Annotated in this window: 9 protein-coding genes and 2 pseudogenes; 10 read left to right on the forward strand and 1 reads right to left on the reverse strand. The window is 65.1% G+C overall.

Going from position 1 to position 13,924, the window contains the following annotated elements:
- The first annotated feature begins 1 nt into the window (after nucleotide 1).
- The 6 genes and pseudogenes from AC1DSF_RS24405 (at nucleotide 2) to AC1DSF_RS24430 (ending at nucleotide 6,616) form a co-directional block, all read left to right on the forward strand.
- Nucleotides 2-250, forward strand: a complete 249-nt coding sequence (locus AC1DSF_RS24405) for a hypothetical protein (RefSeq protein WP_478183589.1) — start codon at nucleotides 2-4, stop codon at nucleotides 248-250.
- Nucleotide 251: 1 nt separating this feature from the next.
- The gene (locus tag AC1DSF_RS24410) at nucleotides 252-3,911 is read left to right on the forward strand and encodes a BadF/BadG/BcrA/BcrD ATPase family protein (protein WP_478183590.1); all 3,660 of its coding nucleotides are present in this window, start codon (nucleotides 252-254) and stop codon (nucleotides 3,909-3,911) included.
- The gene (locus AC1DSF_RS24415) at nucleotides 3,908-5,407 is read left to right on the forward strand and encodes a hypothetical protein (protein ID WP_478183591.1); all 1,500 of its coding nucleotides are present in this window, start codon (nucleotides 3,908-3,910) and stop codon (nucleotides 5,405-5,407) included. Before AC1DSF_RS24410 ends, AC1DSF_RS24415 begins: the two co-directional genes overlap by 4 nt.
- Nucleotides 5,408-5,812: 405 nt before the next feature.
- Nucleotides 5,813-5,860 (forward strand): annotated as a pseudogene (locus tag AC1DSF_RS24420) (hypothetical protein); the annotation flags it as partial.
- Nucleotides 5,861-6,024: 164 nt separating this feature from the next.
- Entirely contained in the window at nucleotides 6,025-6,369 is a 345-nt protein-coding gene (locus tag AC1DSF_RS24425) for a hypothetical protein (RefSeq protein ID WP_478183612.1), read from the forward strand.
- Nucleotides 6,281-6,616 (forward strand): IclR family transcriptional regulator domain-containing protein, encoded by a 336-nt coding sequence (locus tag AC1DSF_RS24430; RefSeq protein ID WP_478183592.1) that lies wholly within the window; start codon nucleotides 6,281-6,283, stop codon nucleotides 6,614-6,616. Before AC1DSF_RS24425 ends, AC1DSF_RS24430 begins: the two co-directional genes overlap by 89 nt.
- Before the next feature lie 31 nt (nucleotides 6,617-6,647).
- Here the strand turns inward: AC1DSF_RS24430 and AC1DSF_RS24435 are convergent.
- Nucleotides 6,648-6,743 (reverse strand): annotated as a pseudogene (locus AC1DSF_RS24435) (nitronate monooxygenase); the annotation flags it as partial.
- 240 nt (nucleotides 6,744-6,983) lie between these two features.
- Here AC1DSF_RS24435 and AC1DSF_RS24440 point away from each other — a divergent pair.
- The 4 genes from AC1DSF_RS24440 to AC1DSF_RS24455 all read left to right on the forward strand — a co-directional run bounded on the left by AC1DSF_RS24440 (nucleotide 6,984) and on the right by AC1DSF_RS24455 (nucleotide 13,813).
- Nucleotides 6,984-9,281, forward strand: a complete 2,298-nt coding sequence (locus AC1DSF_RS24440) for a DUF6351 family protein (protein ID WP_478183593.1) — start codon at nucleotides 6,984-6,986, stop codon at nucleotides 9,279-9,281.
- 131 nt (nucleotides 9,282-9,412) lie between these two features.
- Nucleotides 9,413-10,369, forward strand: coding sequence for a tripartite tricarboxylate transporter substrate-binding protein (locus AC1DSF_RS24445; protein ID WP_478143973.1), 957 nt, complete (start codon nucleotides 9,413-9,415; stop codon nucleotides 10,367-10,369).
- 155 nt (nucleotides 10,370-10,524) lie between these two features.
- On the forward strand, nucleotides 10,525-12,477 hold the full coding sequence (locus tag AC1DSF_RS24450) for a sensor histidine kinase (protein WP_478124305.1): 1,953 nt from the start codon (nucleotides 10,525-10,527) through the stop codon (nucleotides 12,475-12,477).
- Nucleotides 12,470-13,813 (forward strand): sigma-54-dependent transcriptional regulator, encoded by a 1,344-nt coding sequence (locus AC1DSF_RS24455; protein ID WP_478124304.1) that lies wholly within the window; start codon nucleotides 12,470-12,472, stop codon nucleotides 13,811-13,813. The genes AC1DSF_RS24450 and AC1DSF_RS24455 overlap by 8 nt, the downstream gene beginning before the upstream one ends.
- The last annotated feature ends 111 nt before the right edge of the window (nucleotides 13,814-13,924 follow it).

Here is a 13,924-nt window from a genome sequence, read left to right on the forward strand (position 1 = left end):
GATGGATGACCCGTTGAGAGCCGGGAGTGGGGGCCGGCCCTTGCCACCCCGCACGGTCCTGCGTCTTCAGCAAACGCTGGGCAATCGCGAGGTCGCGCGCCTGCTGGCGGTTTCTCCGTCCTCGACGACATGCGCGAGCGCGACACCACAGGCGTTGTGCGCGCCGGCCGTGGTGCCCCGCGTGCCGCTGAGAGCCCGCCTCGCGATCGCCTGGGGACGGATGACAGGCGACAAAGCCGAGAAGGACTGACGTGGAAAGACGATCTGCGGCGTCGGAACGCGTCCTGGGCATCGACATCGGCTCGACCACCGTCAAGACCGTGGTCGTCGATGCAGCGACGCGCGCCGTCCTTTGGTCCGACTATCGCCGCCACGAGACGCGCCAGGCTGCGGCACTCGACGTGCAGTTGTCGGCGATCGAATCGCACTTCGGCGATGTACCGCCTTCATCGATGCGCGCCTTCGTCACCGGCTCCGGTGCGCCGCCGTTGGCCCCGCTCATCGGCGCGAAGTTCGTGCAGGAGGTGAATGCGGTGACCATCGCCGTCGATGCGCTGCATCCGGATGTCGGCAGCGTGATCGAGCTCGGCGGGCAGGACGCGAAGATCATCATCTACAAGCCCGCGCCGCCCGGTGCGGCGGCTTCCGACCGGCGCGTGGTCGCCTCGATGAACGACAAGTGCGCCTCGGGCACCGGCGCGACCATCGACAAGTGCGTGATGAAGGTGGGCCTGCCAGCCGAGGCGCTCGCGACGCTCGCGTGGAATGCCGACAAGCTGCATCCCGTGGCCGCCAAGTGCGGCGTGTTCGCCGAGACCGACATCGTGGGCCTCGTGAAGTCGGGCATTCCGGCGCAAGAGGTCATGTGCTCGCTCGCGGATGCGATCGTGGCGCAGAACCTGTCCGTGCTCACGCGCGGCCACACCTTGCAGCCGCGCGTGCTCCTGCTCGGCGGGCCGAATACCTACCTGCCGTTTCTGCAGGCCTGCTGGCGGCAGCGCATCGTCGAGCTGTGGCGGGCGCGCGGCCATTCATGCGTGCGCGACGCGCGTCCCGAGGAACTCGTCTTCGTTCCGGACAACGCTGCGCTGTACGCCGCCTATGGCGCGGCGGTCTACGGACTGGAGGAACCGGCCGAGACGGGACGCTACCTGGGCAGCGCTGCGCTGCGTGCCTCCCTTGCGGTAGACAAAGGCGCTCGCGCAATGCTTGCGCAAGGCCCGGCGCTGGTGGCGAGCGATGAAGAGCGCGACGCATTCATCGACCGCTTTCGTGTGCCTGCCTTCGTGCCAGCGGCGTTCTCTCCGGGCCGGCTGGTGGAGGCCTATGTCGGCATCGACGGCGGCTCGACGTCGTCGAAGGCCGTGCTGCTCGATCCGGCCGGCGAGCTTCTGTTCAAGCACTACCAGCTCTCGCAAGGCAACCCGATCGCGGATGCGAAGCAGATCCTGGCGCGACTGCGCGATTTCGTCACGGCGCAGGGCGCCACCTTGCAAGTGCTCGGCCTCGGCGCGACCGGCTATGCGGCCGACATCCTGGAAGAAACCATCGGCGCGGACGCGAACATCGTCGAGACAGTCGCGCACATGATGTCGGCCACGCGCAGCTTCGGCGATGTGGACGTAGTGTGCGATGTCGGCGGGCAGGACATCAAGGTGCTTTTCATGGCGCAGGGGGAAATCCGCAACTTCCGGCTTTCCAACCAATGCTCCGCCGGCAACGGCATGCTGCTGCAGGCCATGGCGAGCCAGTTCGGCGTCGCGATGGAAGACTATGCCGCGACGGCATTCAAGGCGAGGCTCAGCCCGCAGTTCAACTACGGCTGCGCGGTGTTTCTCGACACCGACCGCGTGACCTTCCAGAAAGAGGGCTACGCCAAGGAAGAACTCATGGCCGGCCTGGCGCTCGTGCTGCCGAAGAACATCTGGCAGTACGTGGTGCAGATGCCGAGGCTGGCGCAACTCGGCCGCGTCTTCGTGCTCCAGGGCGGCACGCAACACAACCTCGCGGCTGTCAAGGCGCAACATGACTACATCGTGGACCGCGTGCCGGGCGCCGTGGTGCGCGTGCACCCGCACTGCGGAGAAGCGGGCGCGATCGGCGCGGCCCTGGAGGCGAGGCGTGTCGTCATGCGGCGTGGCGCCAGTCGGTTCGTCGGGCTCGAAGCGGCGATCGGGCTCGGGTACACCACGCGCAACGACGAGAGCACCGTCTGCCACTTCTGCGCCAACGCCTGCAAGCGCACCTTCATCGATGCCGCAACGCAGAGCGGCAGTAAGAGCCGCTACATCGCCGGCTTCTCTTGCGAGAACGGCACGGTGGAGTCGAAGGAGGCGCTCAAGGCGCTGGTCACGCAGCGCAAGTCGCTCAAGTCGCAGTTTCCCAATCTGGTCGACTACGAGGCGGAGCTTGCTTTCAAGTCATTCCATCAGGCGGAGCCGTTGCCTGATGCAGGCACACCGGTCGAGGACGTGCGCGTACGCAGGTCATGGAAGTCCTTCTACCTGGGCATGACGCGCCGGCCATTCGAGCGAGGCTTCGAGCGCTCGTGCGACGACAGCGCGGCGCACCGCGCACGTCTGCGCATTGGCATGCCGCGCGTGCTCAACATGTATTCGACCGCGCCGCTGTTTCGCGCGTATTTCGAAGCGCTTGGCGTCGACAGTCGTCAGATCGTGTTCTCCGACTTCACGAGCGAGGCTCTGTGGGAAGCGGGCAGTCGATACGGCTCCATCGACCCGTGCTTTCCGTCCAAGGTGGCGCAGGCACACGTCCACGACCTGTTGATGGTCAAGCACAAGTCCCGGCCGCTGGACTTCATCTTCTTCCCCTGCCTCACCCATCTGCCGAGCTTCGTGCGGGGCATGCCCGACACGACCGCGTGCCCGATCGTGGCGGGGGTTCCGAAGGTCGTGCGCGCCGCCTTCACGAAAGAGGTGGACTACTTCGGGCAAGCCGGCGTGGCGTATGTCGATCCGGCGATCACCTTGAACGAGCAGCACTACATGAAGATGCAGATGTTCGAGGCCTGGGGCACGCGCCTGCGCATCACGCGCGACGAGAGCGACTTCGCGGTGGAGCAGGGACTTGCTGCGATGCAGGCCTTCGAGAGCGAGATGCAACGGCGCGGTTTGCTGCTGCTGGAGCGGCTCGAGGAGGAGAACAAGGTCGGCATCCTGATGCTGGGGCGGCCCTATCACAACGATCCGGGCCTGAACCATGGCGTGCTGGACGAGTTCCAGGCGCTTGGTTATCCGGTGCTTTCGATTCGCTCCATCCCGAAGGATCCACGATGGCTGGCGCGCTTCTTTGCCGACGAGGAAGCGGAAGAGGGCGATGCGCTTCGCATCGCCGACGTGTGGCCCGAGGCCTACTCGACCAACAGCGCGGAAAAGGTCTGGGCCGCAAAGTTCGCAGCGCGCCATCCCAACCTGGTCGTGCTCGATTTCTCCAGCTTCAAGTGCGGCCATGATGCGCCGACCTACGGGATGATCGACAACATCATCGGTGCGAGCGCCACGCCTTACGCGGCGCTGCACGACATCGACGCCAACAAGCCGTCCGGCTCGATCAAGATCAGGGTGCGGACCTATGCGCATGCGCTTCAGCGGCATGCGGAGAAGCTGCAGGACTTGCGCCAGGCGCGCACCGAACTCGAGCGGCGAATCGGCGAAAAACGGCGGGAACTGAGGGCGCGCCAGGGCGGCGGAGTTTCGGAAGTGCCCGACGCCCTCGACATGGCTTACGCGTCGTACCTGGCCGAAGAAAAGCCGATGGTGTTCGCACGGCCCGAGCCGGTGCATGACCGCGCCTGCGGCGCGCCGCCGCCTTCGAACGTGCATCCGATCACCATCCACCGGTCGCGGCCTCAATCCGCGACCGACTCCGAACACCCACGGAGGCTGGCATGAACAATGTTTCAAACGCGGCGCCCCGCACCGTCGTCTGGCTGCGCGACGAAGCGGCACGCGCCGCCGACATCGAGGAAGAACTGCGCCGCTTCGAACGCGAAGAGCGCGCCCGGCTCGGGCTGGACGGAAAACCGCCGGTTCATTGGCGCGATGCCGCACCGACACGCTTCACGCGCGCCCAACGCGAGCACACCACGCTGCTGTGCGGCGGCTTGACACAGGCGCAGGACCTGCTCATTCAGGGCGCGCTCGCAGGCATCGGCTATCGGGTTCGAGTGCTCGATGTGCCAGACAACGAAGCACTGCGCTTCGGTCGCGAGTTCGGCAACCGGGGGCAGTGCAATCCGACGTATTTCACCGTGGGCAATCTGGTCAAGCACCTGGTTGCGTTGCGCGATGTGCAGGGCTTGAGCACACGCGAGATCGTCGAGCGCCATGTTTTTCTCACCGCGGGCGCATGCGGCCCGTGCCGCTTTGGTACCTACGCCACCGAATACCGCAAGGCTTTGCGCGATGCGGGCTTCGAGGGCTTTCGCGTGCTGCTGTTCCAGCAGCAGGGCGGCCTCAGGCAGGCTTGCGGCGAGGGCGACGGGCTGGAACTCGACCGCAGGTTCTTCCTGGCGGTGCTGCGAGCGGTCGTTGCCGGCGACGTCCTGAATGCGATGGGCTATCGCATGCGACCCTACGAACAGGTGCCCGGCGCAACAGATGCCGCGCTGGATCGCTGCAAGGCCTTGTTGCACGACGCGCTCGGGGATCGAAGCAGCATGCTTGCCGCGCTGTGGAAATGCCGCCGCCTGCTTGCCGCGGTTGCGCTCGACCGCTCGCAAGTCAAGCCCAAGGTCTCGGTCATCGGCGAGTTCTGGGCCATGACCACGGAGGGCGACGGCAACTATCGACTGCAGCGATTTCTCGAAGCCGAGGGTGCGGAGGTCGACGTGCAGCCGGTCACGGCCTGGTTGCTCTACAACCTATGGCAGGTGAAGTGGGACACGCGGCGGCGCATGGCCTTGCCCTCGGATGACGATGCGCGGCACGGGTTGGCCGGAAAGCGCCCGGTGCGCAGGCGGCTCTCGATGATGGCGGCGGAGTCTGCATTGCGAGCCGCATTCGGTGTCTGTGCGGCGCTGCTGGGGCTGAAGAAAGCCCATTTGTCGGACTTCGACGAGATCGCGACGCTTTCGCATCCTTACTACGACAACCATCTGCGCGGCGGCGAAGGCCACATGGAAGTCGGCAAGCTCATCCAGAGCGTTCGCCACCGCAAGGCGCATATGGTGGTCAGCGTCAAGCCCTTCGGCTGCATGCCGTCCTCGGGGGTGTCGGACGGCGTTCAGTCGCTGGTGACCGAGAAGTATCCGCAGGCGATCTTTTGCGCCATCGAGACGACAGGAGACGGCCCCGCCAATGCATACAGCCGGGTGCTTCGGGATCTGTTCAAGGCGAAGCGGGCGGCGCGGGATGAAGCCCGAGGGCGCCGCTCTAGTGATTTCTGACGCCGCCGAATTGCGGACAATCTGCTTTGAAGCGGACGTTGGTGGCAACTACAGTGAGGCGGCGCTGCGCTCGCTGCGCCGGTGGCCGGCATCTGGTGGTCGGCTTTGCCGCTGGCATTCCACGTTTGCCCCTGAACCTGGTCCTCTTGAAGCGTTGCAAGGTTCTCGGTGTGCACTGGCGCGGCTTTTTATTGGAGAACCCTGCCGGCAATGATCGCAACATTGCGTCGCTTGTCGCGCTTTGGTACGAGCAGTTGATACAGCCGGAAGTGCAACCGCTTTTTCATTTGAGGATGCGCCTGCGGCGATCGCGGCGGTGGAAAATCGCAAGGCTGTAGGAAAGATCGCAATCAAGGTCGGCCATTAGACAAAAGGTCGCTGCCTCGGACATGGCAGCACTCTGCCTTGCTGTACCGGCTCAACGGCGACTCCAACCGACTGCACGTCGATCCCCCTGTAGCGCTCGCCGCCGGCTTTCCGCGACCGATTCTTCATGGCCTTTGCTCGTTCGGAAATCGCTTGTCGCGTACTGGTGCGCACACTCTGCGACAACCAGGCAGTCCGGCTGAAGGAAATGAGCGCGCGGTTCTCTGTACCCGGCCGTGCTGCAGTCGCGCTTGCCTTCGGCGGTCGTGGCGCAGTTGTGCGTCGGTGCCAGGGAACTCGCTGCAAGGCAGGCACTGGGTTTTGGTCTTGCCACGGAGGTGCTTTCGGTCGACGGCTTCGCCGACGCGGCGCGCGCACGCGTGGCCGACTATGTTGAGCGGCGTGCAGGCCTAGCAGCCATGCGCCGCGCTCGAAACACGGATCCCGCCATGGACAGCCTTGGAAAGCAGCTCAAGACCTATTCGGTGGGCCTGGGCTTGCTTGCCCTTGCCAAGGGGACTCTCGAGCAAGCCAGCTATATCGCAATGGTCAAGCCGCATCTGCGGGAGGTCGCTCTGCGTCACAACGGAAGTTGAAGAGGCACGCAAGCGCGGCTACGCCGTTGACCACGGGCACTACGCGAAAGGTGTCACCACAGTCTCGACGGCCGTGCTGGACGAACTCAAGAAGCCGTTGATGGCCATCAGTGCCGTGGGCATCGGCGCGCAGATGACGAAGACCGACATCAAGGCGCTTGGCGAGGATCTGCGCGAGCGCGGGGCTGAAATCTCGAGTGCGATGGCGGGGCGCAAGGGGGCTGGTTCGATTCGCGCGATTCGGTAGCGCTGCCGTCTTGGGCATGGCACCTTGTCCCGTGTTCGGCGAGGTGCCGCTCGATTTCATCGATCCAGCGTTCCAGTTCGTTTGCTGGTCGCGCATTCAGCGCGGGGAAGGTCCCGACGATGCTCGCGTGCCATTTTCCAGACAAAGCTGATTCCAGCTGTGCGGATCTCCATCCGCAAGCGCCGGGGAAAACCCTGAGCATCACGGGCGCGCTCCTTTGAATTCAACGACTTGCAAGCCATGTGCCGATTGGCATGTGCGTTGCTATTCACGATTTGCCCTGGCCGCCACGCGCCGCGAAGAGAAGTGGCAATTGCATTCGGCGCCGGGTCCGTGCTTTTTGCAAGTCCAAGAAGGAGACAGATCAATGAACAGAACCGACAAAGTCCTGGCGCGCGCTCGCGTGCCTGGGCACCCGAGCGCAATCACTGCGCTTGGCGCCGCACTCATCGTGGCAGCCTGCGGGGGAGGGAGCGATGGCGCTGGCGGTGGCGGCGGCGCTATCGGCACGAGAACCGCTAGCGCATTTTCGGCGGCCAAGCCTGGCAACGATGTTCCCGGCGAGCCGCGCAATAGCGCGCCCACCATCCGCATCAACGTGCTGTCGTCCAAGCCCCACCTGGTGTCGGGCGACGACGCGCTGGTCGAACTGGAAAAGCTGGCGCCGCAACCGAGTCAGGATTTCTCCGTCACGCTCAATGGCACTGACGTGACCGATGTGTTTCAGACGCACCCCGTGACCGGCCGGCTGATCGGCAAGCTCACGGGTCTGAAGCTGGGGGCCAACGACCTGGTGGCCAAGTTCCGCGGCTACCGCGCGCACCAGGTGCTCACCGCGTACCCGGTGACCGGGCCGATGATCTCTGGCCCGCACGAACAGCCCTTCGTGTGTGGCTACGAAACCTTCACCCGCATGGGCGGCCAGAAGCTCACGCCCACGGGCGACGACAAGTGCTCTGTCGTGACCCGAGTCGACTACTACTACCGCAACACCGCCGGCGGCAACACGCGGTTCGTGCCGGAAGAAATCACCTCGTACCCGGCCAACATGAGCTATCTGACCGTGAACGGCAAGTCGGTGCCCTATGTGGTGCGGTTGGAAAGCGGCACCATCAATCGCGCGCTGTACCAGTCGGCCATCTTGCATGACGTGCTCAACGAGCCTGCGCCGTCGCCCACGTCGCGACCGGCCGGCTGGACCGGCGGCGTGATCTATCCGCTAGGGGGCGGCTGCCAGGGCGGGTGGTTCCAGCAGGGCAATGATTTCGGCACGCTGATCAATCCCACCTACCAGAGCCGCGGGCTGGCGGTGACCACGTCCACACTCAACGTGTTCGGCACCAACTGCAACGACCAACTTTCGTCCGAGACGATTGCGATGGTGAAGGAACGCTTTATCGAGAACTTCGGCGTACCCGACTACACAATCGGCACCGGCGGCTCTGGGGGTTCGTACCAGAGCCACCAGACCAGCGACAACTATCCGGGCCTTTTCGACGGTGTGGTGGTGAGCCAGGTGTTTGCCGACGTGACCTCGTCGACCATCTTCAAGCTGCACGACTCGCGGGTGTTGAACAACTACTTCAACGATCCGGCCACGAGCGCGTTGAGCTACACGGTCGCGGAAAAGCAGGCCATCTCGGGCTACCTGCAGATCGGCAACATCTCAAACATGAGCAACAGCGCCGGCCGGCTGGACCCGGTGGTGTCCTTCCCCGCGGGCGTGCCGGCGGCGCAGCGCTACCACCCGATCAACAACCCGACCGGAGCGCGCGCCACCGTGTGGGACCACACGATCAACGTCTATGGCAAGACGGCGCAGGGAGGCTTTGCGCTGCGACCCATCGACAACGTGGGCATTCAGTACGGCCTGAACGCGCTCAACGAGGGCAAGCTGAGCCTCGAGAAGTTTCTGGACCTCAACGAGCGGGTCGGCGGTGTGGACCGCGACATGAAACGTACCGCAACGCGCACGGTCGGAGACATCGAAGCGCTGCGCCGGGCCTACCAGTCGGGTCGCATCGTCAACGGCGCCGGGGGGCTCGCCTCTACCGCCGTGATCGACCTGCGCGACTACAACGATCAGACGGTCGGCGGCGACATTCACACCAAGATCCACTCGTTCTCCATGCGCGAGCGCCTGCGCCGAGCCAATGGCGATATCGGCAACCACGTGATGTGGACCAAGGGCGCAAGCAGCGCCGAGGCGTTCGATGCCATGGACCGCTGGCTGCGCGCCGTGAAGGCCGACGCTTCGGATCGCACGTTGGCGCAGAAGGTTCGCGCAGATCGCCCGGCCGACCTGAAGGATGCCTGCTGGGCCAATGGCCTGAAGTACGAGGAAGAGCAGACCGCATTCGGCCCGGGCGCCTGCAACACCTTCTACCCGGCAGGCACCACACCACGCATGGCAGCCGGGGGGCCGCTGGTTGACGACATTGCCAAGTGCCAGCTCAAGCCGCTCAACCCGTCGGACTACGGCGTGATCTTCAGCGGCCCGCAATGGGCGCGGCTCAACGCCGCATTCCCCGAAGGCGTGTGCGACTGGACGAAGCCGGGCGTTGGCCAGCAGCCGCTAGCCGGTACGTGGCTGTCGTTCGGGCCCTCGACGGTGAATCTCCTGTTCGACATCACGGGCCAGCTGACGCCAAGCCTGCCGCAATGATCGGTCGGCCGCCGGGTGCGCCCGGCGGCCGATCTTTCCGGCTTTTCCTTCCACTTCTCCTTCCAACCACCTGCCGCCATGCGGAGTGAAACTTGAACGCCTACAAAAAGATCCTTCCAGCCATCGCGCTGATGGCAGCCACCGCTGCATCGATGAGCGCCCATGCCCAGAATTTCCCCGATGGCAAGCCCATCACGCTGGTGGTGCCCTTTGCCGCCGGCGGGCCCACCGATCGCGTCGCGCGCGACCTTGCCGAGGCCCTGCGCACGCCGCTGGACGGTGTGAGCATCGTGGTGGACAACACCGTCGGTGCAGGCAGCACCATCGGCAACGCCAAGGTGGCGCGCGCCAAGCCAGATGGCCACACGCTGCTGATCACCCACGTGGGCATGGCCACCACCCCCGTTCTGTATCGCAAGCTCCCCTACAAATACGACACCGATTTCGAGTACCTGGGCATGATCAACGACGTGCCCATGACGCTCATCGGCAAGCCCGACCTGCCGGCCAACAACTTCAAGGAACTGCGCGAGTGGATCGCCAAGAGTTCCGGCAAGGTGAACCTCGGCAATGCAGGCATTGGTTCGGCCTCGCACTTGTGCGGGCTGCTGTTTCAAAGCGAGCTCAAGGCCGAGATGACCACCGTGCCGTACAAGGGCACGGCACCGGCCATTGCCGACCTGATCGGCGGGCAGATCGACCTGCTGTGCGACCAGACCACCAACACCACCGGACAGATCGAGGCGAAGAAGGTCAAGCCCTACGCGGTGACCACCTTGAAGCGCCTCAGCACGCCCGCGCTCAAGGACATTCCGACCCTGGACGAGTCGGGCCTGAAGAACTTCCAGGTGACGATCTGGCACGGCATGTACGCGCCCAAGGGCACGCCAGCGCCAGTGCTCAAGAAGCTCAACGATGCGCTCAGGGTGGCTCTGAAAGACCCGGACTTCATCAAGAAGCAGGAAGGCCTGGGCGCGGTGGTGATGGCTGACAAGCGCGAGGAACCGGCCGAGCACAAGAAGTTCGTGCAGGCCGAAGTGGAGCGCTTCGGGCCGGTCATCAGGGCCGCGGGCATCTACGCGGACTAGGAGCCCGGTGCGGTGAAGCGGCCGCAGAGCGCAAGCAGGGTAATTCCGACCTCCCGCTTGGCGAAGCGCGTCCCTATGATCGCTTCCCATTGTTGCCAACCCAAGCGGCACCGCTTCCCGCTCCTGTGTCATTGCTCCTTTCGGCTGGGCGTACCGTGTTGAGGCTCGCCGAGCCTTACCGTGCCAGCCTGACCGGCTCCCTGGACGAGCTTCGGGAACATCCCGCGCCGCACACGCGATGGTGGCGCTGGCTCGCCGTCGGCGCGTGGGTTTGCCTGGCCGCGGCGTCAGGTGCGCTGGCCTATCTTGCGGCCGAGCGCAGCGGCATCCGCTCGCTTCAGCAGGGCACGTTGCATCGGCTCGACATCTATGCAACCAGCCTGCGCAGCGAACTCAGCCGCTACGAGTACCTGCCGCAGGTCCTGTCGTTGAGTCCTGATGTTCTGGACCTGCTGCGCTCGCCCGGCGACGACAGCCTGCGGCAAGACGCCAACCGCTATCTTGAAACCGTGAACGCCCACGCACAGGCGAGTGCAAGCTACGTGATGGACGCCACTGGCCTGACGCTGGCCGCCAGCAACTGGGATCAACCGGGCAGCTTCGTGCACATGAATTTTTCGTACAGGCCGTATTTCCACGACGCGATGCGCGGCGTTCCGGGCCGCTTCTATGGCATCGGCACCGTGAGCCGAGAGGCCGGCTACTACTTCTCGTTTGCCGTTTCGGACGGCGGGCGGCAGATTGGCGTGGCAACCGTGAAGGTGGGCTTGGACAAGCTCGATGCGGCGTGGTCGAGTTCGGCCGACAAGGTGCTGGCCATCGACAGCAACGGCGTGGTGGTGCTGTCGTCCGTGCCGGGGTGGAAGTTCCGCACGCTGCACCCGCTTTCCACCCAGACGCAGGCGCAGCTGGCGCAGACGCGCCAGTACACAGAGGCAGGCACGCTCACGCCGCTGGCCATGCGCGAGCACCAGCCCATGTCGGGCGGTGCGGCAAAAGTGGTGCAGATCGGCGCCGACAGTGCGCCCGGCCGGTCGGCCGCCGTCCGCTTCGGGCCCGACCTGCTACTGGACGCGCGGGCTGTGGAAGGCACCGACTGGAAGCTGATCATGCTGTCGGACATGGGTCCTGTGCATGCGTCTGCGCGCACAGCGGCGGTACTGACCATGTTCGCGCTGGTGTTCCTCACGCTGCTGGTGCTGTTCTTCCAGCAGCGCCGCCGCATCGTGCACCAGCGACTGGCTGCACGCGAAGCGCTCCAGCGCGCCTACGACGAGCTGGAACACAAGGTGCAGCTGCGCACCGAGGCGCTGAGCGAAGCCAACCAGCATCTGCAGACCGAGGTGGCCGAACGCAAGAGGGCCGAGGAGATCCTGAAGAACACGCTGGAAGACTTGGTGCAGACCGGCAAGATGGCCGTGTTGGGCCAGATGTCTGCAGGCATCACGCATGAGCTGAACCAGCCGCTGGCGGCGCTGCGCACGCTGTCGGCCAACGCTGTGGTGTTCCTGCAGCGCGGGCAGGCGGAGCAGGTGGACCTGAACTTGCGCACCATCTGCCAGCTGACCGACCGGATGGGGCAGATCACCGCGCAGCTCAAGAAGTTTGCGCGCCGCTCGGGCGTCGAACTGCAGCCGGTGCCGCTGGCGGACGTGATCAGTGATGCGCTGTTCCTGCTGGAGCAGCGCATCAGGCAGGAGCACATTGAGCTCGAGCAGCGGGTGCAGCCAGGCCTGCATGCGCTGTGCGAGGGCAACCGGCTCGAGCAGGTGCTGGTGAACCTTCTGGTCAACGCGTTCGACGCAACCGCGCTGACGAAGCCGCAGGGCCGGCGCCGCGTGCGCATCGTTGTGTTCCGCTCGGGCGCCAACGTGGTGGTGGAGGTGCACGACAACGGCCCGGGCATTGCGCCTGAAGTGGCGCAGCGCGTGTTCGAGCCCTTCTTCACCACCAAGGACCAAGGCCTTGGCCTGGGGCTGGGGCTGGCTATCTCTGCCGGCATCGTTCGCGACTTCGGCGGCCTTTTGCGGGCGGGTCGCAGCGAACTGGGCGGTGCGGTTTTCATCGCAGTGCTGCGCCATGGACAACGGGAAACATCACATGCCTGAATCGAATGCAATGGAAGTGCTCTTCGTGGAAGACGACCCGGCCGTGCGCTTGGGCAGCACGCAGTCTCTGCAGCTCGCTGGCTTGAACGTGTCCGGCTTTGGCTCGGCCGAGAAAGTGCTGGAGCGGCTTGCACCTGGCCTGCGGGGCGTGCTGGTCACGGACGTAAAGCTCCCGGGCATCGACGGACTGGAGTTGCTCTCGCGCGCACTGAAGATCGACCCAGCGCTGCCGGTGATTCTGGTCACCGGCCATGGCGACATCACCATGGCCGTGCAGGCCATGCGCCTGGGCGCCTACGACTTTCTCGAAAAGCCTTTTTCACCCGAGCAGCTCACCGATGTGGTCCGTCGCGCAATGGAAAGGCGCGCGCTGAGCCTGGAGGTGGAGCAGCTGCGTTCAAAGCTGGCTGGGTTCGAATCGATCGAGGCCCGCCTCATTGGCCGCTCTTCAGTCATGCAACAGCTGCGGCGCCTGGTGCGCGACGTTGCAAGTTCGGACGCCGATGTTCTGATCCTGGGCGAGACCGGCACCGGCAAGGAGCTGGTGGCTCGCTGCCTGCACGAAGGAAGCCGCCGCCGCGCAGGGCACTTTGCCGCCATCAACTGCGGCGGCATGCCCGAGACGCTGTTCGAAAGCGAGATGTTCGGCCACGAGGCCGGCGCCTTCACGGGAGCGGCCAAGCGGCGCATCGGCAAGATCGAGCATGCCCGCGGAGGCACTCTGTTTCTCGATGAAATCGAAACCATGCCCATGAACCTGCAGGTGAAGATGCTGCGCACGCTGCAGGAGCGGCAGTTCGAGCGGCTGGGCACCAACGAGCTGCGGCCCATGGATTGCCGGGTGGTTGCTGCCACCAAGGCCGACCTGCTGGCCGCAGCGCGCGAGGGCAAGTTCCGTGACGACCTGTACTGGCGTCTTGGCGTGGTGCTGCTGCAGTTGCCGCCGCTGCGCGACCGGCGCGAGGACATCCCGCTGCTCTTCACCCACTTCGCAACTCAGGCCGCCTTGCGGCACGAGCGCGAACTGCCCACCGTGGCGCCGCGCCACCTGGAGGCACTGGTGGCGCATGCATGGCCGGGCAACGTGCGAGAGCTGCGCAATGTCGCCGACCGCTTCGTGCTCGGCCTGTGGGACGGCGAGGCCGGCGTGCGCGAGCTCACTCACATCGAACGCACGCTCGACGAGCAACTGGCGCAGTTCGAGCGCTACCTGATCAACGAGGCCCTTGAAGCGTGCAACGGCAGCGCGGCCGCAGCAGCCGAGCGCCTGGGCCTGCCGCGCAAGACGCTGTACGACAAGATGCGACGCTTGGGGCCCATGCGGGCAGCGGCTTGAACCGAGCTCGCCCAGGGAATGGGCGCTACGTCACAGCAAAGATTCAGGAGGCCAAAGTGTTCAAAATTGCGATCAGCTTCGTGCTGTTGTGTGTCCTCGGCGGCTGCTCCC

The sequence above is a fragment of the Variovorax sp. 01N429 genome (genome assembly GCF_056399425.1).